Below are 20312 nucleotides of genomic sequence, written 5' to 3' on the forward strand. Positions count from 1 at the left end.
GGGGAATAAGCATATGAAATGGAGGAGTGCTTGTCTTATATGTTTGTTCTTTATGTTATTTCCGTACACGTTAAATGCTGAAGAGGCGCACAGCGATGATGCTACTTATAATGGGTCTGACCTGCTTGTATTAAGTGGGGATTGGGAGCTACACCTAGGTGAACTCCACCCTAGTGATGTGAGCGATGATACGTTCATTAAGAATGTCTCTGTACCACATCGTTTAAGCATTTCTGACCCGTCTCTCATTGGAGCACCACTGTCGTACCGAAAAGTGTTAGACGTACATGAATCAGAACGACTGTTTGCGATCGTGCTTCCTGACCGGATCGGTCACTATCAAATTTGGGTTAATGAAACGCTCGTCGCTCCGTACCCAGTAGATAAACGAGACACGCAAAGAATGATTCCGTTTGAAGCCCAAGGCCCATCCGTAGAAATTGTCATTAACATTTCTGGTTATTTGGACGACAGTGGTGGACTCATTCATACGATTCGCTTTGGCAATAATGAAGAGATTACGACCTATTATCTTCAGCAATTGATCCTCTCTTACGTTCCGTTAAGTGCATTGCTCATTATAGGGGTCTCGTACCTCATTTTTTTTGCTTTTCTTCCGAAGTTGAAACAAGCGATGTATTATGCGATTTTTTGCGTAATTGTGGGGTTTTTAGCGATTTTTCAGATGGATTGGTTCCATATGTTTGCATGGCACATTGAATATCGCTTTGTGTACGGCTTATGTATTCTCGCTCATGTATGGTTATTGCAATACATCATTTCAGATTTTGCCAAATATACGAACGTTTTAATAGACCGGTTAGCGATTGTCACGCTCTTCTTGTGCGCATTCTTCATTATCATGAGTCCGTATCAATTATTTCAATACTTTCACTATCTATTACTCGTAACATCATTATTTCTTATTGTTTATTCTTTCGTTGTGTTGCTACGTGCTCTTAGGGGAAAACATCCGAATGCGGTGTACAATTCCATAGGTTTTGCGATGCTTTATGCGGCAATGATCTATGAAATGGTTACTTATGAAGATCGCTTTTTTATAGGAAGCATTGTTTCTCTAGGCGTTTTGTTTCACATTAGTATGCAAATTATTAATTTCGTACACGCAACGCATCGTTCGTATACGAAAATTGAAGAGCTGACAGCTGAGCTTTCTACTCTAAATGTCTCCATGGAGAAGAAAGTGCAAGAACGTACGCAAGAACTTGATTATAAGCAGAATGAATTACTACGCGTGAATGAAGAGCTGTCACAACTTGAGAACATGCGAAAACGGCTAGTAGAAAATGTGACCCATGAACTTGGAGGGCCTCTAACCTCTATAAGAGGGTATGTGAAAGGAATAAAAGATGGTATTTTTTCACGTGAAAGTGATCGTTACATTTCCATTGTTTACGATAAGACCTTGCTTTTGGAAAGATTGTTAGATGACTTGCATGATATTAGTGGGTTAGAGAACGGCATGCTTTCTATGCAGTTTGAAAAGATGGAAATGATTTCACTCATGAAACGACTCGTCATTAGTTATGAGGATGAAATGCTAGAAAAGCAGATCCAACTGCAATTCTTTCATCACGTTGAACAGGCGTATTGTATCGCTGATGCTAGCCGGATTGAACAGGTGTTCACGAACCTGATTACAAATGCGATGAAATTCTCATCACCAGGTTCTACGATTAACGTAGAGGTAAGTGTAGACTCGTTACATGGAACGCTCATCGTGTCCATTTGTGATGAAGGAGAGGGCATTCCAAACAAAGAGCTACCGTTTGTGTTTGAACGCTTTTATCAAGCCGATAATGGAACGTTAGAATCAGAGGGTTTTGGTATTGGACTGAGCATTTGCAAACAGATTATTGATCAACATAACGGGCAATTGCTCGTTGAAAGTCAAGTCGGACAAGGTAGTGTTTTTACATTCCGATTACCGTATGAGTACTAAAAAAATGAGCTATAATTTTCGACAAACGTATAAAAATAATAGAATGAATTTTTCTAAAAAACTACTAACTTTCGTTAGTAGTTTTTGTTATGGGAACACCGTACAGTGAAGGATAAGCAAGAGGGAACTAGCGGTGATGTACGAGGAGGTGTTCATATAATCGATAAGAATACAATAAAGTCCCGTGCATATAATGGGCAATATCTCTTGAAGAAAATGAATGGCAGGTGGTAGAGTTGCCCCCTTTAATTAGTGTTGTGATGCCCGCGTATAATGCAGAAACGTACATTGAGCAGGCAGTTGAATCCGTGCTCGCCCAAACCTATCAACATCTAGAAATCATTATTGTGAACGATGCCTCTACCGATCAAACAGCTTTAATCGTAGAAGGTATGGCTGCCCAAGATGAACGAATCCGCATTTGTCATAACGAGCAAAACAGAGGTGTATCGTTCTCAAGAAATTTGGCGATTAGCTGTGCTGAGGGGGAATGGATTGCCTTTTTGGATAGTGATGACGCATGGCATCACGAAAAATTAGCTTCGCAGATGAGACTTGTTGAGCAAAAAGGCGCAGAGTTCATTTTTACAGGTGCAACATACATGGATGAGAAAAGTAACATGTATTCGACCGTTTTTCAGGTGCCTAAAGAAGTGCGATATCAGAATTTACTTAAGCAAAACGTCATCTCTTGTTCTTCAGTCATGATCAAGCGTAAATTCTTCGAAAAACTTCAATTAGAACGTGATGATCTGTCCGAAGACTACCTTGCTTGGTTAACGATATTACGCACGGGAATTGTCGCGTACAGTGTGAACGAACCTCTGCTGATTTATAGGATTTCAAGACATTCAAAATCAGGAAGAAAAGTTCGATCGATACAAATGACGTATCGTGTGTATCGACATATCGGAATTTGGCAACCGGCAGCTCTGTTTTATACAATGAGCCATCTAATGAAGTCGTTAAAAAAGTACCGAAAGTTAAACATTCACTATTTCTAAAAGGAGAGCAAGCAATGGCCGTCATCAAAAACACTCGACGAAACAAGTTAGTCATAGAGCGCTTCATAAAACGAGTGATGGATGTGGCATTAAGTTCTATCATTCTACTCGCCATCTCCCCATTGCTCGTCATGATCGCCTTACTCATATTGCTTCTGGACGGTAAGCCGATTTTTTTCAGACAAAAGCGTGTCGGTCAATATGAACAAGAATATACAATGTGGAAGTTTCGCTCGATGACAAACCGTCATCATCTTAACAAACCGAGGTATACATGGAATGGTCATGTGCCGGAAGACTTTGTTTTTAAAAGCGCTTCGGCAGACAGGGTCACACCGGTTGGGCGAATTCTTCGCAAGTATAGTTTGGATGAGCTCCCGCAATTTGTTCATGTTTTGTTCGGGCAAATGAGTATCGTCGGCCCAAGACCTGAAGTTCCCGAAATCACGAAATTTTACAACGAAAATCAACGGAGAAGACTGCGAGTAAAACCAGGAATTACTGGTTTTGCACAAGTGAATGGGCGAAGTTCAATCTCCCACGGGGAAAAAATTCAATTCGATAATCTTTACGTGGACAAGCAAACGTTCGGAATGGATGTCCGAATCATTCTTAAAACCGTCCTCGTTGTGGTGTCAGGAAAAAGTTCATATTAATTAATGGCTATGGAGAATAAAGACGATTCAGGATGTGACGAAATGGAATATGTAGGGGAACGTATTAAGCGTGTACGAGAACAGAAGGGAATGTCGATTACGATGTTGTCCGAACGGTCAGGCATTGCAAAGTCCTATATCAGCTCAATTGAACGAAACATTCAGACGAATCCGTCCGTAGATTGTTTGGTGAAATTGTCGAAAGCACTCGATATTCGCCCCGAACACTTTATTCAAGAGCAAGAGTAATTTTCATCGTTGTCTGTTCTTAATAACGAACGAAATTTGAACGAACTAATGGAGGCAAACTATGAAAGTACTCATAACTGGTGGTGCTGGTTTTATCGGTTCTCATATCGTTGAGCAACTCGTCGAGAATCATCATGAAGTCGTCATTGTCGACTATGCGATTTTAACAGAACCAAAGAATAAACAAGTTCGTGTCTATCGTAAAAATGTGTGTTCAAATCTTCACATGATATTTAAGGAAGAACAACCTGATGTCGTCATCCATCACGCTGCACAAGTATCGGTCTCAAAATCAATGCAGCAGCCTTTAGTCGATGGAAAGCAAAACATATTAGCAACGATTAACGTGTTAAAAATGTGTGTCACTTACGGTGTGAAGAAAGTGATATTTGCTTCTTCTGCAGCTGTTTACGGTAGCGGAAATAGCGTCTTAGTTCAAGAGACAGACCCAACAAATCCGCAATCGTTTTATGGGTTGTCTAAACTACAAGCAGAAGCGTATATTCGCTTTTTCGCTGAACAATACGGGTTAAACTATACGATTTTCAGATACGCAAACGTATATGGCCCTGGTCAATCGATACACGGAGAAGCAGGTGTGGTGGCACAGTTTATTCATAAGCTGAAAACCGGGGAAGCTTTGCACATTTACGGAGATGGATCACAAACACGCGACTTTGTTTTCGTCAAAGATGTGGCGCGTGCCAATGTGGAAGCACTAACAAATGGAAACAACGTAACGATGAACATTGGAAGTGGAAGAGAACTGTCCATTCTTTCTCTCATGGAAACGATTCGTCATTTTGGCTGTTCGAGTATGATCCCCGTATTCAAAGAAGCACGTCAGGGAGATATACTTCGCAGCTCATTAAATTCAGATCGAGCGTACGAGCGTTTAGGTTGGCAACCGATGTACGCCATTGAAGAAGGTTTAAAAGAGACGATTATGCATAGTGAAGCCATGCATCGCTCCATCAATTTTGTATAGAAAGGAGCGGGTTGAGTGATGCAACGGATGGATATATATGAAATTCTTCTGATGCTCAGAAAACGGTGGAAATTTCTGTTTTCTTCAATTCTGTTGTTTTTCTCCGCTACAACCGTTGTTGTGATCTATGTTATTGATCCAACATACGAGGCAAGTGAAGCGATCCTTGTAGGCGATTTGGAGAGAGGGACGGAATACGCGCAAACCGAACAAAATAATATGCTTTTAGCTTCGACAATGGACTTCTTAAGAAGCCCGATGGTGAAAACAGAAGTATCTGAAACATTAGCGATTCCATATCAACAGCTCGATGAGCAGATTGCGATTCAACATAATGAACGCTCTCAACTCATTAATATCGTTGTTCATTATCATCATCAAGAAGAAGCAAAGAACATTGCACGTTCGATGGCAGATTCAACGGTTTCATTTATGGAGCAATCACTTGGGGTGAATGAACTACAAGTTATGAACAATGCATCTGAGGTAGTAGATGCTCGAAGGGTAGATAATCCAGTAATGAACATCGCAATCGCCTTCATTGTTAGTCTATTCTTCGGCGTTAGTACTACGTTTCTACGCCATCAATACGTTGGCGTTATACAGCATCCTGAAGAGCTAGAGCGTGAACTTCAAGTACTTTTGTTAGGGGAAGTGAGCGTCAAAAAGGGGAAATCAAAACAAGAATTCCAGCATTACGCAGCAAAAAGTGAGGTGAATGTGCGTGGCAAAACGACGTCAGAAACGGTGGATTAGAGATTGGCAAATGAACGCGATCTATCAAAACATCCAAGCCTTAACGATCAATAACCCAAAAATCATCTATTTTACGAGTCCTACATCGAGTAAAAAGCAGGCGCTTGTAGGGATGACACTCGCAAAAACACTTGCAAAAAATAAAACAAAGGTGCTCTATTACAACGTTTACGCAAAGACGAGTTTTGTGGATCGCTATTTGCCGAAAAGCTCGAACGTGATGTCGGAAAAATCACATCAGATTCATCGGACGTTACACAGAGGTGTGGACCGTTTGCAAATGAAAACGAGTGCACACGGGCTTCATTCATTCGAATCGTTAGTAAAAGAATGGAAAGAATTCTATGCATATATCTTTATTGATGCGTATGGCCCCTTTCAAAATGAATGGGCACAAACGATGCTTGACCAGAGCGATGAAGTTATTCTTTATGCCAAACATATGAAAACGAGAAAACGAAAGTTAAGTGAAGCGAAGCAACACATTGAACGAAGAAATAAAAAGATTCTCGGTGTGATTTACGAACAATGAGCATCACTAGAAATCGTATCCTCATCAATATTTGGCATTTGCTTTACGGAACGACGACGGCTGCACTATTAAATGCGCTTGCCCTCGTCGTGCTGGCATCGTACCTTCAAGCGCACGATTACGGCGTATTCAGTGTCGTACTTGCCGTTGCCATGATTGCGGGTTTTTTCACTGACGTTGGTTTGAGCGATATCGTATTAAGAGAAGGTGCAAAAAAACAAAATGAACATGCGAAGCTATTCGTATCGTTCGTGAAGCTCCGTTTGCTATTCCTGCTCATTTCCGTCGTCGCCGGTTTTCTGTTTATTCATTTTATGTACTACAGCGAGCAAGAGATTGTCCTAACTTCTTATTATTTGTTGTTGCCAATGATTATTGGTGTGACAGCACAAAGTATAGCATCAACGTACTTTCAACTTTATGAAAAAATGCAGTATATAAGCTACATTAAAATGATTTCGGCATCCCTGCTCGTCTTCTTTATGATCGTTGGGGTGGGACTATCTTTTCCGCCACTAGTGATGGCACTCCTTTACGGGTGTGCATATGTAATCGCGGGTATGTTCGGCATGATTCTTTTCCTTAAGCATGCGCGGCTGAAATGGCGGTATGTTCCATTTCATAAAGGATTGCTTCATCAATTATGGATGTTTGCAGCAGGAGGATTGTTGTTTGTCATTCTTCCTCATCTCGGCCCGTTAGTGTTGGAACGTTCGATTACGTTGGTAGAAGTCGGCCTTTTCGCCATTGCTTACCGAATTCCTCAAGCGTTGCAACAAGTGCCATTTATCGTCGCGGGTGCTTATTATCCAGCACTATTCAAGGAATTTGCCAACAATAAAGATAAGCGGCATTTGCAGTTAAATGTGGTTGAGACGAAGCTAATGGGAGTGATCGGCATGCTGATGGCTGTTCCATTCGTATATTTTTCAGAACCGATCCTCGTAAACGTATTCGGAAATGAGTGGGGAGCTGCTGCACCAGCACTTCTCGTGCTTTCCTTTATGCTCGTATTTCAAGCATTGAATATCGCGATAGCAGATGGTCTAACATCATCGGGACATCAAACGGCAAGGACGTGCACGCAATTCATTGCGGTTAGCATCGGGGTATTCCTTTATTACTTCTTGAGTCAACGATACGGGGTTATTGGTGCTGCGGTGGCTGGCGTTTCAATTGAGGTCATCTGTCTCATCGGCTTTTTATGGATGTACCGGGCGAATGGTCTGTTTATTGCGAAGAAAGTTGTGCTTCCTTTTGTCGTCATATTTGTAGCCACAGTCGTTGTCGTCCACCAACTTTCGTTTCCGGGAGGTGTAGGGGCAGCAATTACCGTGACAATCATCGGCATGGTTGTATTTTGGGATCGGGATTTGCGAGAGTTAATGCTGACGATCGTCGGTACGAATGGACTGCGTAGGAAAGAAATGAGGGGTGCGAGTGACGTTAAGCATAAGGGATGACAAGTATGTAGACCCGAGTGGTCCAACACTTCCGGCGTTTATGATCATTTTACTCGTTTCTTTTGCAGGTTTAGGTATTGATATAGGTTTCTCACTAAAACCATACATGATCTTCTTGTTTATGTTCACCGTTTTCTATCTGTTTAGAATGGTATTTGTGAAACTACAACCATTTGAAGTGGCCATGCTCGGTTTTTATTTTATTTATTGTTTTTCTGGAATCTTTGCTTTATATGCCTCTTCTAGTTTACGAATTATATTTGGCATCGGGTTGTATTTGGTCTGTTATTTCCTCATGAGAGCGATTCTTACGAGTACTACAATACCAAAACTTGAGTGGTCACTCTTTGTCGTCGGTCTTTTGTTTAATGGAATCAGTCTCGGATTGTACATCGTTGGCTTACTCGTTATCGGAACGGACGTGCCGATGGACCGGCTCGTCTCTTATGGGGTGATGATGGATCGTGGATATCCGCGATTGATTGGGGTCGTCGATGATCCGAATTTTTATGTATTTTATAACACATTGTTTTTTGCTCTTTATATGACGATGTGGCAAACGAGAAAAGGAAAGATCGCGTTGCTACTATGCGTATTCACGTCTGTCCTAACATTTTCAAGGGGAGGATTACTTGCGCTAGTCATACTATTGCTCGTGTTTGTCGTAACCCACAAGAGTCTAAAGAAAATAAAAATGGTGTTGTCACTTCTTTTAGGAGCGATCGCTTTACATTGGATTTCAATCTCTTATCTTAGCATCAACCTGTATGAAATCCTTTATGCGAGAATGGTAGATTTCACTAGTGATGGGGGCAGTAATCGCTTCATGTTATGGGAGAGGGCAGTAGAGTTTATTACGATGAATCATTGGTTAGGTCTAGGCCCGTACAATTTCTCATCTTACAATGATTTCCATTATGGGGATACACTGTCTGTTCATAATACGTTTTTAGATATTGCAGCGGACGCAGGCTTAATCGGGTTAGTCGTATACGTATCGTTTCTTTTCATTATTATCTATCAACTTTATCAATCACGCCTTTATCAAATAAAACCGTACCTTGCCTTTGCGCTATTCGGCTTTATCTTACAAACCATTTCACTATCCATCATCATAAATGACATGTTCTTCTTGTATCTTGCGATTGTAGCGATTTACTTGGAACGTTTCAGAAAACCAACGTCTATAGAAAGAGGTGCATCCATTGAAACGGGTCTTGTTTTTAACCGATGAACTTCGGATTGGTGGTGCAGAAACGTACGGTGTGGTGCTTGCCAATCGACTAACAGACAGAAGCGTTCAAGTACATTTCGCAGCTCGTCCTGGGCCTATGATTGAAAAACTTCGTCATGAAGTGTCGTTCACCCCTTTATCCCGTTTGCCAATGATCAACCTCTTCCGATTATACAAACTGTGCAAACAAAATATAAACCTCGTACATGCCAATAGTTTGCGAATGCTCGTATACTGCTTTCTATTAAGGTGCCCTGTTGTTTATACGAAACATAACGAAACGATGATTGAAAAGAAGATGCCAAGGCTTTACGCATGGCTGTTAAATCGTTCTACGAGACGGGTGCTCGTTTTATGTGCGTTAGAACAGAAGAAGTTGATGAGGATGGGTGTTAAACCTGGAAAGATTTCAATCGTTTATAACGGGGTTAATCTAGATAAATTTTCAATAAAGGAGCGAAAAATGATGAGTACTCCTTTTCGAATTGGTATTCTAGCTCGGTTGTCTAAAGAAAAAAACCATGCGTTCTTTCTCGAGTTAGTGAAAGCGATGCGTAACGAGAAGAATATTCATTTTTATATTGCAGGTGACGGGCCGTTGAAAGAAGAGATTAATCGCAACATTCAGGAACATGGTCTTGAACCACTCATCACATGTCTAGGAAATGTTGAGCAACCGGCAAAGTTCCTCTCAACTATGGATGTGCTCGTCGTTCCCTCTCACCGTGAAGTATTTCCAATGGCGATTCTTGAAGCGATGGCGACAGGAACCAATGTCGTTGCGATAAATCGTGGAGGAATTGAAGAGATGATTATTGATGGGAAGACCGGTCATTTAATGGAATCACACGATGTGAACGTGTTTAAAAGTCGCATTCTCTCTCTTAGAAATAACGATACGATGCGGTTGTTACAAGCTGAGCACGCACGAAAATTCATCGAAAAGAATTTCACTGTAGAAAAGATGGTTGAACATACACACGAGCAATATGAACGAGCAATCGAGAATGCAAAGCATACGGTCGATACTTATGAAGGGCTAGGCAAAAATTATGAGTCGAGGCGATAGACGAGTCGTTCGTTTTGCCGTCGTCACAGCACAACCTCACTTTACAGAGTGGGAAAAACAATGCATTCAACAATTGGAGCGTGTCGGAGCTGAAGCGACAATGCACATTTGGAATAAAAGTTTGTTGAATCGACCGATTCACGCGTATCGATTTGATTTTATTTTGCTACTAACGAACGAACTTGAGGGAGATTGGGGAGGAGCACCATTAGGGGTATGGTCGTTCACATGGGGAGCAACCCCCGCGTCAATCGATACGCTAGGCTGGTGGGAGGTATATCGAAAAGAGCCAACCGTTCACGTGTCGTTATGGCAAGATCATCAACTCGTACAAGATGGACAATTTCGTACGATCCAACATTCTATTGCACAAAACCGTAGGCGAATTCTTCAAACGGTTGCAGCTTGGCCGGCACTGTATTTGCAAAAACGGTTAGTAGAGCACGGTTTGGAACGTAGAAAGTCGCTGGAAGTTTTCGCAAAGCGAGTCTTTGAAACCCCAACATTTTTTCAGAAACGGCTCATGGACGTAAAGGTAGGCGCTCGAAAAGTAAAAGTGTTTTTTGATCGGATGTTCCGTGATGAATATTGGAATGTAGGCATTATTGAGCGTCCAATCGCGCACATGATTCAAGCGAAAGACTTTCATATTACGTGGCTCGCTCGTAAGAAGAATAGTTATTATGCCGATCCATTTGGCTGGATTGATGGAGGGCATGTGAACATTTTGCTAGAAGAAATGAGGATCGCTGAGCCTAATGGGTTTATCTCCACGTGCGCATATTCAATAAAAGAAAAGAAGTTTGTCCAATCTCCTGAAAGGAAACTCGTTCGCCCGCATCATTTATCGTACCCTTATCTCTTCCAGTATGATGGGGTGCATTATTGTATCCCTGAGTCAGCAGAAAATGAAGAGGTGAATTTATATCGATACGAGCCGCAAAACATGCAATGGCAGCAAGAGAGGACATTGCTTCAAGGAATTCCAGCTGTTGATTCAACGGTCTTTCAATGTGACGACCGTTGGTGGTTGTTTTGCACCGTCGCTCGTCAAGGGACAGAAGAACATAATGATTCTTTACATCTGTTTTATGCAGACGATTTGCATGGAGAATGGAGAGAGCATCCGCTGAATCCTGTTAAAGTGGACGTTTGCTCGAGTCGGGGAGCAGGCACTCCGTTTCATAGTGACGGCAAATGGTATCGACCTGCTCAAGACTGCTCCACCACATACGGAGGCCAAATTGTGCTGAATGAAATCATCGAGCTCACTCCTTTATTTTATGAAGAAGTAGTCGTGAGAGCAATTGAACCAGATAAGGCAAGTGCGTATCCAGATGGGTATCACACCCTTTCCAAGGTCGGGGAATATACACTCATTGATGGAAAACGACAATTTTACCATTGGGCAACGCCTTTTCATAAATGGAGGAAAAGGCGGCTAAAGCGATTGCGGGTTTAACGACCATTATTTAAAGAAAGGAAACAGAAATGATGAGGCTGAATCACGCACTGGCAGAGCGGATGTCTAGTATGGGTAGAGAAAACAACTTGGATTTGGTTCGGTTTATCATTGCCGCGTTTGTGATGTATTTCCATGCTTTTCATATCGCGGGTGGCGAGCATTCTCATGAGTTGTTACGCGTGATTCTGTTTTTCTTTATTAGTGGTTTTTTCGTCTATGGGAGTTTTGAACGGTGGGGGAATGTAAAAGATTTTGTTCGGGCCAGGTGTGTACGACTATTTCCGGGGATGGTCGTGCTCATGTTCGTCACTCTGTTCTTCATCGGACCGATTGTGACAGATAAATCGATCATGAGCTACATGACGGACACAAAAACTTGGGAGTATCTGTTAGGAGTTACCATCGTTTTTTTGCAACAAGAGTTGCCTGGGGTATTTACGAACAATCCATATCCTAACGTAGTAAATGGATCGTTGTGGACGTTGCAACTTGAACTCGTCTATTATGCATCCATTGTCATTTTGTCATTGCTTCAATTGACGAAGCCGCGTGCCCTCATCATGTTGCTTGTCTTCACCTACATTTTGCATTATTTGTCTTTACCCGTAGGGGAGACGTACATTTCTTTGTACCGCGTATTTTTACTCGGGATGTTATGTTTTGTGTACAAAGAGAACATCCCGATTCGACATACGTTCGCGTTTGGTTCAGTTCTTGTTTTGCTCGTGTTTTGGAATCATCCATGGTTTCATGAACTGTTCATTTTCTTTGGCTCATACTTGACGTTGTACGCGATCTACGTGAGGAAGCTTACCGTCCCATGGTCTCGTTTACTTGGCAACTGTTCATACGGAGTCTTTCTATTTGGCTATCCAGTTCAACAAAGCGTGCAACATTTTCTTCCCGAGATTTCCGCGGGTCAGAACTTTATAATCTCCCTTCCTTTTGCATGTCTGTTTGCTCTATTGTCTTGGCTTTTCGTTGAAAGGAAAGTGTTTCATTATTATAAGTCCGATCAGTTACGTACACACAAAACTGCGAACGCTCGTATTGAACAGCCTATGTTAAAGTAAAATGATAGACCTTGAGTACTGGAGTGAATAGGATGATGAATCGGAACCGATTGGCTCGTTGGATCGAAGAGCTAGGACAGTTTGGCGCTGTTCGGGGAGAAGGAATCACGAGAACGACGTTTACCGATGAAGAAGTGAAGGCGAGAGAATGGCTTGTTCAGCAAATGAAAAATCAATCTTTAGCCGTACAAATTGATCCAGCGGCGAACATATGGGGAAGAAGACCGGGTCGGACAGAAGATGCGCAGGCAATTGTGTTCGGCTCTCATATTGATACCGTTCCAGGCGGCGGGAAGTATGATGGTGCACTTGGTGTGCTTGTCGGGTTAGAAGTGATGGCAACGCTAGAGGAGCAAGGGATTCAAACGGATCACCCGCTTGAACTCGTCTCTTTTAGTGGAGAAGAAGCTAATCCATTCGGTTTATCAACGTTTGGAAGTCGGTCTGTCTCAGGAAAGCTAACGCAACAAGACATTGACGGTGTGGTTGATTCTTCGGGAAATGTGCTTACAGAAGTACTTGAGAGAGCCGGAGGCAGCTATGAGCTATTCAATAATACGAAGCGCTCTTCAAAAGAATTGGCACATTTTTTAGAGTTGCACATCGAACAAGGGCGCCGCCTTCTTGACCAAGATGTACCGCTAGGAATTGTAACAGGTATTGCAGGCATTTACCGGGAAGTGTTTCACGTGCAAGGAGAGGCCAACCATGCAGGTACGACTTTAATGAAAGACCGTAAAGATGCGTTAGTTGCCGCATCCACACTCGTACTCGAACTGGAAAAGGTATGCAAAGCTCAATCTAACGAAGAAGTCGTTGCAACAGTGGGTGTATTTAACGTCACACCGAACGCGGCAAACATCGTGCCTGGAGACGTTCGCCTTGTTGTGGAAGTTCGCGGTCAACATGCCATCGAACGGCAAAATATTATTTCGAAGCTTCATGTTGCAGCAAAGAAGGTAGAGAACGATAGAGGGGTTCGCATCGATCAAAAGATCATGCTCGACCAAGCAGAAGTTTACATGGACGAGCAGATGATTGATGTGATTGAACACGTCGCTACGCAATCAGAAACAAATTCCGCACAAGTCACGAGTATGGCTGGACATGATGCCGCTCATATGGCTACTCTTACCCCGTCAGGGATGTTGTTTGTGCCTAGTTTAAAAGGCATCAGTCATAGTCCGTTGGAAGAGAGCCGGATCGATGATATCGCAAAGGCGGCTAACGTGTTTTTGAAGACCGTTTTAGCGCTGGATCACGAACGTCATCGTTAAGTAGCTTCATGCGATCCATTAAGAGAAGAGAATTGTTGTATATCTCCACAGCAAGGGGGGCGTGAACTCCAGAGTATAAGAAGGACATCGTTGGTCAAACAGCTGCCGATGTGCTTTCTATCTCGTCCGGGGTAAAAGTGCGACATCGGTGGTCCAAGGACGCCCACCGTGTTTCCTATGCAGTCCAGACTACAAGTGCAACATCGGTGGCCAAAGGACGGCCCACCGTGTTTCCTATGCACCGGAGGACTGGTGGAGCTTGTTCGGTCTTATTTCGAGGTCATTGAAAAACAGCGTCTCGGCCTTTTTATTATTGATCAATGAGATTTTTTTCTCGTTAACGTAAACGAACGTGGTCGAAGTTTTGAGGCAGTTCCAATTTGGGAGGATACGCTCTATGGGCAGATTTCCACAGATTGAGTAGCATATTAGGCTGAAATCTTACCATTGTTCTTGCTATGGTAAGATTTCTAGTTTCTATGGTTGGATTTTCAATCATACTCCTCGTAAATTAAGGGAAATCTTACCATAAATGGTTGTATGGAAGATTTTCATTCCACTACCCCGGATGACCAACCAGTGCACAGTAAGTTTATGTGGGGATTTTAATGATTTAGCCTCACTAATTGATACTAAATCCCATCGTTAACGTGTTTATGTGGTGATTTCGCTTTTCTATGTGGGGATTTGAGCAAGGAGAGACTGAGATGACCATGGAAATTCCCACATAGTCGTTTTTACGGGGGAATTTCCATGTATATAAGTTGAACTAAAGAATTTCTTCACAAACGAATGGTAGACCAACCGTTAAAGCCTAAAGTTCATCGACTTTGAGATCGATCATCATCGGTTTCAATAGACGTAGAAAAGATGAGTATCTACTGCTATTAGCCTCCAAAGTGTACGGATCGAGTTGAATGCCAATATTGAGCAACCCCAGTTCAGCGACGTCGTCTATTCAGTACCGTTGCTTGGAACGAAAGGCGGTGACGCCTGTAGAAGTTGGGCCGAGACGAGACCCCGCAGGTCGTTAGACCGAGGAGGCTCGGCCGGTCCTCCGCGGTAAAGAAAACACGGTGGGCGTACTTTGGCCACCGATGTTGCACTTATGCTCTGGAGTGTAAAGAAAACACGGTGGGCGTCTTTTGACCACCGATGTTGCCCTTATAGTCTGGAGTGTAAAGAAAACACGGTGGCTGTCTTTTGGCCGCCGATGTTGCCCTTATGCTCTGGAGTGTAAAGAAAACACGGTGGCTGTCTTTTGGCCGCCGATGTTGCCCTTATGCTCTGGAGTGCAAGCATCCGCCTGAAGTGGAAAGCAACAACAAACTGGGTAATTAGGAAAATGTTAAGTTCATCCTATATAGAACCAATCAACAGAGGGAAGCCAGCGGTTCTCCTTACTTTCAGACGAGCTCTGTTGTTGATGATATCGCTTACCTATTAGAATGAATTCAAACGCAAACGAGCGTCGAACATGATTATGAGGGGTTGTGTCTGTAAGATTTCCTGACGGGTCTATCAGACAAATGACATGAGAGAAAACATATACTATAATAGAAAAGTTGCATTCACCCTAGAGTAGATGGAGTGAATTTTTTGTGATTCGATTAGAAAATGTATCAAAAAGCTATGGAACGTTCACAGCAGTTAGCCGCGTGAATGTATCAATTGATCGAGGAGAAGTATACGGGATAATTGGAGCGAGTGGTGCGGGGAAATCTACAGTCCTGCGGCTTATGAATCAATTGGAAATTCCCGATGAGGGTAAGGTCTTTGTCAACGATGAAGATTTAACCGAGCTGTCAAAACGGAAGTTGCGCGCGTCTCGAAAAGGGATTGGTATGATTTTTCAGCATTTCAATCTCGTCGCCAATAAATCCGTTTATGAAAATGTCGCCATTGCCTTAAAATTGGCTCGGGTTTCAAAGGAGGCAGAGCGGTCGAGAGTAGAAGAATATCTCGCTTTTGTTGGCCTAACGGAGCAACGAGAAAAGTATCCTGCACAACTAAGCGGCGGACAAAAACAGCGGGTGGCGATTGCAAGAGCACTCGCAAATCAACCAGATGTGTTGCTTTGTGATGAACCGACATCGTCGTTAGATCCCCATACGACAAAAGAAATTCTCGGGGTTTTAGAAAATATAAACCAAACTCTCGGGGTGACGGTCGTCATTGTTAGTCATGAGATGGATGTCATAAAAAGCGTTTGTGACCGTGTTTCTGTCATGTCCGAAGGGGCGATTTATAAAACAATCCCGATCGTCAAGACAGGCATTCAAGCGAGTGACCGAAGTCCTGAACGTTTCGTAGAGGAGCTGACAGACGATGCCTGAAATTATTCTTCGGTATCAAGGAGAGATCTGGCAGGCGATTGGGGAAACGTTTATTATGGTAGGGGCTTCAATTTTGGCCGCGGTACTCGTAGGGCTTCCTGTTGGCACACTTCTTTATTTGTGTCGCAAAGGACAACTATTAGAAAACCGTTGGATTTTTTCTACACTTAATCTCATCGTCAATGTGATTCGGTCGTTTCCGTTTTTATTACTCGTCGTTTTTTTAATTCCTTTTACTAGGTTGATTATGGGTACAGCAATAGGGACGGCAGCGGCAACGGTTCCGCTCTCAATCATCGCATTTGCTCACTACTCAAGGCTCGTTGAACAATCTTTATTAGATATTCCTAAAGGGGTCATTGATGCGGCATTGGCGATGGGCGCTTCTGTAAAAGAAGTCGTATTCCGCTTTTTGTTCGTTGAAGCACGTTCTGGCCTGGTACTCGGTTTAACGACGTCTACCATTAGTTTTATCTCCTACTCCACAATTATGGGTGTCGTTGGTGGAGGGGGCGTTGGTGATTTTGCCATTCGCTATGGGTATCAACAATTCCAAACCGATCTTATGCTTTACATGATTGTCATTATGGTCATCCTTGTACAGAGCATTCAATTTACAGGAACATACGTAGCAAGAAAAATAGATAAACGATAAGGAGAGAAAACATCATGAGAAAGCTGCTACCTTTACTTTCCGTACTTGTGCTTGTTCTATCTGCATGTGGGACAGCTGAGGAAGAAGAAACGACCGAATCGCAAGAGGGAGAAGTTGAGGAAATTACATTAGAAGTTGCAACGCTCATTCCACCGATGACGGAGATTTTAGAATTAGCCCAGTCCGAGCTTGAAGAGGACGGGATAAACCTTGATATCGTCGTGCTTGGCGATAACGTCCAGCCTAACGATGCCCTTCATAATGAAGAAGTGGATGCGAACTTTTTCCAACATGTGCCGTTTATGGAGGAATACAACCTTAACAACGATGGTGAACTCACACCAATTGAATCGATCTATTTTGCCAATTATGGTGTATACGCCGATGAGTATGAACAGATGGAAGATATTCCTGAAGGGGCAACAATTGCGATCGCCAATGATATTTCAAACATTGACCGCTCATTACAGTTGCTTGAGCAACACGGGGTCATTGAACTAGAAGAAACAGATGAACGATACTATACACAAACGCACATTGCTGAAAATCCTAATGATTATAATTTTGAAGAAGTTGATTTGTTAATGCTCGCAAGAATGTACGACGATGCGGACGCCGTCGTTATGACGCCTGCGTATGCAGAGCCACTAGGTCTCACTCCTGCAGCAGATGGCCTCATTACAGAAGGTACAGAAAATGAATTTGCCATCACGCTTGTAGCTAGAGAAGACAATGCGGATTCCGAACCGATCCAAAAACTAAAAGAAGCAATGACGAGCGATGAAGTACGACAGTTTCTAGAAGACAATTACTCAGAAACGGCGATTCCTGCATTTTAAATCATTAAAAATCCGATGAACCGTTGAGCCCATCGTGGATGAGCTCAACGGTTAACCACCACCAGAAGCGGGTATAGAAGAACAAACCTTGTTGGAATGGTGGAGATGGAGATGCGGTTACACGTAAGGGTTGCTGGAATTGGATGTAGCTTACTGCTCGTGGCTTGCGCGCCAGTCGCTGATGATGAAGAATTAGAACCAGATGTAGATCTCGAAAATCCAGAAATGTATGATTCGGTTGCTGATGCAAACAGCCATATTCAGAACATACTGGAAATGAATGTGTCATTCCCAGAATCTGATCAGCTAGACGTTGCCTACATTTCTTCTGCCGAAGGAAGAGGGGTTGTCGAAGCAGGCTATTCAGAGACGGTGGATGGAGAGTCGTATAGTGATGAAGAAATTGAAGAGTTAGAAGAGACGGGTGGTGTTCAGTATTTATACGGTGTGTATGATACGACACCAGATATACGCGTAGAAGTCGGTCCTGAAATTGCTGATGAAGGTAACGATGTTTCTGAAGAGGAGATTGCCGGAACAACCGTGTTCATTGAAGAAAATGAACAAGAAGGTGGAGATCCGTATGTCGTTCATTCATTTGAAGTCGGTGACTACGATTATGTATTGCACTACGTGTTGACAGACTCATTAACAGAAGATGATGCAGTAGACTTTACAGCGTCTTTTATTGAGTCATAGAAAGAACAGAATGGCGCCTGAGCGGGCGCCATTCGCTCGTTAGTGGACCAAGAAATCATATCGGGCTATGGATGTTGCTTTTGTGAGCAAGAATGTGAACAAAGCTTTGGAAATAGACGGTTTTTTTCTTAAAGCGCTAGATCCACTTTCATAAATGGTTGTTTGGAACGAGATGTCCATCGATTGGAACCAAAGCGATGCGAAAGTGGCCACGTATGAGTGAATCTGTTTCCAATAGATGGTTTTTGGAAGTAGATATTCCGTGGATTTCATCATCAATAAGAAGACTCACATTAATAATGTTGACGGTATATTCAACCCATATCGATAAAGAATACAAACAACTGTGTATAGCCCCGATCTTTCTTAACTTACGTTTCAGAGGTCATGTTGTAGGAAGGCATAGAACGTCACCTGGTTCCGTGTCTATGCAAGACGGTGGAAACGAAACATCAACACTTTATATTTACAGTCGTCTGTATCCATCGACGGGCTCTTCTTCAAAGGCGACGGTCCGATATGTTAGGATGACGTTAAGAATGGAAAGGAGAATCTCATGGTGGAGACTCGAGTAGCTGGGGGTTGGAACTTCGACAATACGTACACATCGTTACCAAGTGTGTTCTTCGAACACTTACGAACACGTCAAGTGAGCCAACCGGAAATTCAGCTGTTTAATCGAACGTTAGCAAAAGAGCTCGGGCTAGATGCTGATGAACTTAATAGTGACGAAGGCGCCCGTGTTTTATCAGGGAGTGAACAGCCAAGCGGAGCTGCACTCATTGCACAAGCGTATGCTGGGCATCAATTTGGGAATTTCACAATGCTTGGTGATGGCCGGGCGATGCTGATTGGGGAGCAGATGACTCCAGACGGTAGACGCTTGGATGTGCAGTTAAAAGGATCTGGACGAACTTCATATTCACGAGGGGGAGACGGCCTTGCAGCAACGGGTCCGATGCTTCGTGAGTACATGATGAGTGAGGCAATGCACGGACTCGGTATACCGACAACGAGAAGTCTGGCTGTCGTCACAACGGGTGAACCTGTGTACCGGGAAACCGAGCTGCAAGGAGCCGTACTTACGCGGATTGCAGCGAGCCATTTGCGTGTCGGCACGTTTGAATATGCGCGCGGGTTAAAAGATAACGAGCTTCTTCAACAGTTGGCTGATTATGCAATCGAACGACATGTTCCTGAAGCGAAAGACCAGAATAACGAATACTTGTATCTTTTAGATCACGTCGTTCAAAACCAAGCGGCACTGATTGCGAAGTGGCAACAGGTTGGTTTTATTCATGGGGTCATGAATACAGACAACATGACGATCAGCGGGGAAACGATTGATTATGGTCCTTGTGCTTTTATGGATGTGTATGATCCTGAAACGTCATTTAGTTCCATTGATACGGGGGGAAGATACCGGTATAGCAATCAACCGTACATTGCCAATTGGAATTTAGCGCGATTTGCGGAGACGCTCGTGCCACTCCTCCATGATGATGAAAACGAAGCTGTTGAGCTAGCGACAGATGCCATCCATGAGTTCCAACATGCGTATCATGCCCACATGCTAAAAGGGATGAGAGGGAAGATCGGTCTTCGTGATGAGGAACCAGAAGACGGACAAATCATCGGTCACCTGCTAGAAATCATGCAAAAACGATCAACAGATTTCACGAACACATTTCGTAATCTAACGCTTGGAAGACTTGAAGAGACAGGGTTGTATGGGCTAAGTGAGTTTGATGATTGGTACCGGTCGTGGCAGGAGAGGCTCGCTCGTCAAGGAGACTCAAAAGACCAAGTACAGGAGAGAATGAAAACACACAACCCGGCGATCATTCCAAGAAATCATCGAGTTGAGGAAGCGATTGCAGCTGCGGTTACACACAATGATTTCTCCGTTGCAGAAAAACTCGTCTCCCAGCTACGAACACCGTTTGCCTACACGACAGAACAACATGAATATAGTGCACCTCCTGCGGATACAAAAGCACCGTATCAAACGTATTGCGGAACGTAAGTAGTGAAACGGCCTCCTCCAGTAAAGA

18 protein-coding genes are annotated in these 20312 nt (G+C 43.1%); all 18 read left to right on the forward strand.

Features of this window, described 5'->3' with window-relative positions; all coding sequences use genetic code 11:
- Window positions 1-13 precede the first annotated feature (13 nt).
- The 18 genes from ACE1TF_RS10950 to ACE1TF_RS11035 all read left to right on the forward strand — a co-directional run bounded on the left by ACE1TF_RS10950 (window position 14) and on the right by ACE1TF_RS11035 (window position 20284).
- Complete coding sequence (locus ACE1TF_RS10950) at window positions 14-1963, forward strand: sensor histidine kinase (protein ID WP_375016690.1); 1950 nt, start codon at window positions 14-16, stop codon at window positions 1961-1963.
- Between the two features lie 236 nt (window positions 1964-2199).
- Window positions 2200-2967, forward strand: coding sequence for a glycosyltransferase family 2 protein (locus ACE1TF_RS10955; protein ID WP_375016692.1), 768 nt, complete (start codon window positions 2200-2202; stop codon window positions 2965-2967).
- 14 nt (window positions 2968-2981) lie between these two features.
- Window positions 2982-3623, forward strand: a complete 642-nt coding sequence (locus ACE1TF_RS10960; protein WP_375016694.1) for a sugar transferase — start codon at window positions 2982-2984, stop codon at window positions 3621-3623.
- A 42-nt stretch (window positions 3624-3665) separates the two neighbouring features.
- Entirely contained in the window at window positions 3666-3872 is a 207-nt protein-coding gene (locus ACE1TF_RS10965) for a helix-turn-helix domain-containing protein (protein WP_052398723.1), read from the forward strand.
- Between the two features lie 61 nt (window positions 3873-3933).
- Window positions 3934-4860, forward strand: a complete 927-nt coding sequence (locus ACE1TF_RS10970) for an NAD-dependent epimerase/dehydratase family protein (protein WP_042400121.1) — start codon at window positions 3934-3936, stop codon at window positions 4858-4860.
- Between the two features lie 18 nt (window positions 4861-4878).
- Complete coding sequence (locus ACE1TF_RS10975; protein WP_375016901.1) at window positions 4879-5616, forward strand: YveK family protein; 738 nt, start codon at window positions 4879-4881, stop codon at window positions 5614-5616.
- Window positions 5585-6148 carry a P-loop NTPase family protein gene (locus ACE1TF_RS10980; RefSeq protein WP_375016696.1) on the forward strand — a complete coding sequence of 188 codons (564 nt, stop codon included), beginning with the start codon at window positions 5585-5587 and terminating at the stop codon, window positions 6146-6148. The genes ACE1TF_RS10975 and ACE1TF_RS10980 overlap by 32 nt, the downstream gene beginning before the upstream one ends.
- The gene (locus tag ACE1TF_RS10985) at window positions 6145-7611 is read left to right on the forward strand and encodes an oligosaccharide flippase family protein (RefSeq protein ID WP_375016698.1); all 1467 of its coding nucleotides are present in this window, start codon (window positions 6145-6147) and stop codon (window positions 7609-7611) included. Before ACE1TF_RS10980 ends, ACE1TF_RS10985 begins: the two co-directional genes overlap by 4 nt.
- On the forward strand, window positions 7589-8845 hold the full coding sequence (locus ACE1TF_RS10990) for an O-antigen ligase family protein (RefSeq protein WP_052363729.1): 1257 nt from the start codon (window positions 7589-7591) through the stop codon (window positions 8843-8845). The genes ACE1TF_RS10985 and ACE1TF_RS10990 overlap by 23 nt, the downstream gene beginning before the upstream one ends.
- Complete coding sequence (locus tag ACE1TF_RS10995; RefSeq protein ID WP_375016700.1) at window positions 8817-9914, forward strand: glycosyltransferase family 4 protein; 1098 nt, start codon at window positions 8817-8819, stop codon at window positions 9912-9914. Before ACE1TF_RS10990 ends, ACE1TF_RS10995 begins: the two co-directional genes overlap by 29 nt.
- On the forward strand, window positions 9898-11376 hold the full coding sequence (locus tag ACE1TF_RS11000; RefSeq protein ID WP_375016702.1) for a glucosamine inositolphosphorylceramide transferase family protein: 1479 nt from the start codon (window positions 9898-9900) through the stop codon (window positions 11374-11376). The genes ACE1TF_RS10995 and ACE1TF_RS11000 overlap by 17 nt, the downstream gene beginning before the upstream one ends.
- A gap of 32 nt (window positions 11377-11408) precedes the next feature.
- A complete protein-coding gene (locus ACE1TF_RS11005) occupies window positions 11409-12452 on the forward strand; it encodes an acyltransferase family protein (RefSeq protein ID WP_375016704.1) in 1044 nt (347 codons plus the stop codon).
- 32 nt (window positions 12453-12484) lie between these two features.
- The gene (locus ACE1TF_RS11010; protein ID WP_375016706.1) at window positions 12485-13729 is read left to right on the forward strand and encodes a M20 family metallo-hydrolase; all 1245 of its coding nucleotides are present in this window, start codon (window positions 12485-12487) and stop codon (window positions 13727-13729) included.
- A gap of 1601 nt (window positions 13730-15330) precedes the next feature.
- Window positions 15331-16065, forward strand: a complete 735-nt coding sequence (locus ACE1TF_RS11015; RefSeq protein WP_375016708.1) for a methionine ABC transporter ATP-binding protein — start codon at window positions 15331-15333, stop codon at window positions 16063-16065.
- Entirely contained in the window at window positions 16058-16720 is a 663-nt protein-coding gene (locus ACE1TF_RS11020) for a methionine ABC transporter permease (RefSeq protein WP_042427205.1), read from the forward strand. The genes ACE1TF_RS11015 and ACE1TF_RS11020 overlap by 8 nt, the downstream gene beginning before the upstream one ends.
- Before the next feature lie 14 nt (window positions 16721-16734).
- Window positions 16735-17559, forward strand: coding sequence for a MetQ/NlpA family ABC transporter substrate-binding protein (locus tag ACE1TF_RS11025; protein ID WP_375016710.1), 825 nt, complete (start codon window positions 16735-16737; stop codon window positions 17557-17559).
- Window positions 17560-17670: 111 nt separating this feature from the next.
- Window positions 17671-18258 (forward strand): hypothetical protein, encoded by a 588-nt coding sequence (locus tag ACE1TF_RS11030; RefSeq protein WP_375016712.1) that lies wholly within the window; start codon window positions 17671-17673, stop codon window positions 18256-18258.
- 556 nt (window positions 18259-18814) lie between these two features.
- A complete protein-coding gene (locus tag ACE1TF_RS11035; protein ID WP_375016714.1) occupies window positions 18815-20284 on the forward strand; it encodes a protein adenylyltransferase SelO in 1470 nt (489 codons plus the stop codon).
- The last annotated feature ends 28 nt before the right edge of the window (window positions 20285-20312 follow it).

It is taken from the genome of Geomicrobium sp. JSM 1781026 (assembly GCF_041949955.1).
Taxonomy (GTDB): Bacteria; Bacillota; Bacilli; order Bacillales; family Marinococcaceae; genus Geomicrobium_A.